The following is a 1,567-nucleotide window of genomic DNA, read 5'->3' as shown; positions in this document are numbered from 1 at the left end:
CTACCCCTGCAGCAGTCCCCGGCTTGGCGTCCAGGACGGTGATGTCGGTGACCACGTTGAGCGGTGCCCCCCACGCCACGTCCACAACGAAGGTGACCCCGTGGTTGGAGTCGTAGGGCGGGCCGTGCGGCGTCACGTTGGCGACGGTGATGCTCGCCGCGCCGACGAAGCGCTGCGACGTGGCCGGCGCGGCGGCGTTGAGGGTGTACTCCGAGGCCGTGACGAGCACGACGGAGTCGTGGTCGATCGCGTCCCAGTTGAAGTTGAGGGCTCGGCGGCCCTTCAGTCCGGTCCAGTGATGTCTGATGGTCTGGCTCATGACGGTGACGCTAGGGATGACGGGGGCGTCGTGGTCCGCATCATCACGAACCCTGATGACCTACCTCGGGTGGTCACACTCGGCCGGCTCGCGGCACGATGTGGTCATGGCTCGTTGCAAGCTCATCAGGGTCCAGCTCGTGTCCGGCCTCGGCCAGCGCCTCGACCCCTCGCCGGTCCGCCTGATCGTGGTGCCTCGACGAATCCCCTACGCGCAGCTGGCGATCGCCATCAACCACGCCTTCGCGCGCTGGGACGTGGACCAGCCGTGGACGTTCACGCTGCCCGACCGCTCGCAGGTGACGCACTCCCTCGACGGGGCAACGCCGCTGCCGGGGATCCTGCCGCCGTCGACGTCCATCGGCCCGCTCAGCGACCACCAGGAGTTCACGTTCGACTACGACCCGCAGCGCGGCTGGCGGCACGAGTGCCGGGTCCTCGTGACGCGAGAGTCCGTGCAGGAGTGGGGTCGTGAGATCACCGAGCCCACCGTCATCGACGGCTGGGGGCCCATCCCGGACCCCTTCGGCCGCGACGACCCGCTCGACCGGGTCGCGCGTCTCGCGCCGGAGGACGGCGGGCCGGAGGTGGCCCGGCTCGACCTGGGTGCGCTTCGTATGGCGCAGACGCCCGCCGACCTGGCCGCCGCCATCGGCTCGGCCGACGTCACGTTCGCGCTGCAGCAGGTGGGGCTGCGGCTGCTGGCGATGTGGCTCGACGACCGCGATGGTGCGGCGGAGGTGCTGGGCGACCTGACGTCTCGGCTGACCACCCAGATCCAGGAGCGGGAGTGGTACGGCGACGACGAGCTCGCCGCGCTGCTCACCCTGGTGCGGGACGGTGGCGCGCTGCCAGAGGGGGCGCTGGCGATCGACCTCCAGGAGGTGGCGGACGCGCCGGGTGGGGAGGGCGAGGACGGGGCCTACGTGAATCGCCATACGGGCGAGGTGGTCCCGGCGTTCCTGACCGAACCGGGGATGACCATGGACGACGAGCTGGTGGACGTCGACGGGCCGGAGTGGGTGCACGTCGTGCCGGACGGGCGCAGCGAGTACCGCGACATGGAGGTCTTCGCCGCCTGGGTGGAGGACGAGGACCCGCGGTTCGCCGACCTGCTGCGGCGCTCGATCCAGGGCCGCGGGGCGTTCCGCCGTTTCCGGGACGAGCTGCACCAGCAGGGCGAGTGGGTCGACCGCTGGCACTGCTTCGTCGAGGACCGCACGCTCGGCCGGGTGCGCCGCGACCTGAC

At 71.2% G+C, this 1,567-nt stretch carries 1 protein-coding gene and 1 pseudogene; one reads left to right on the top strand and one right to left on the bottom strand.

Features of this window, described 5'->3' with window-relative positions:
• Positions 1–319, bottom strand: a 319-nt coding sequence (locus B2P18_RS14045) for a hypothetical protein (RefSeq protein ID WP_286961285.1), incomplete at its 3' end; no start/stop codon positions are given.
• Between the two features lie 106 nt (positions 320–425).
• Here B2P18_RS14045 and B2P18_RS14040 point away from each other — a divergent pair.
• Positions 426–1,567 (top strand): annotated as a pseudogene (locus B2P18_RS14040) (hypothetical protein); the annotation flags it as partial.

The sequence above is a fragment of the Arsenicicoccus sp. UBA2120 genome, assembly GCF_002330965.1.
Lineage (GTDB): Bacteria > Actinomycetota > Actinomycetes > Actinomycetales > Dermatophilaceae > Arsenicicoccus > Arsenicicoccus bolidensis.
The sequence above is the reverse complement of the archived record's forward strand: the minus strand, read 5'-3'. Positions and strand labels throughout refer to the sequence as shown.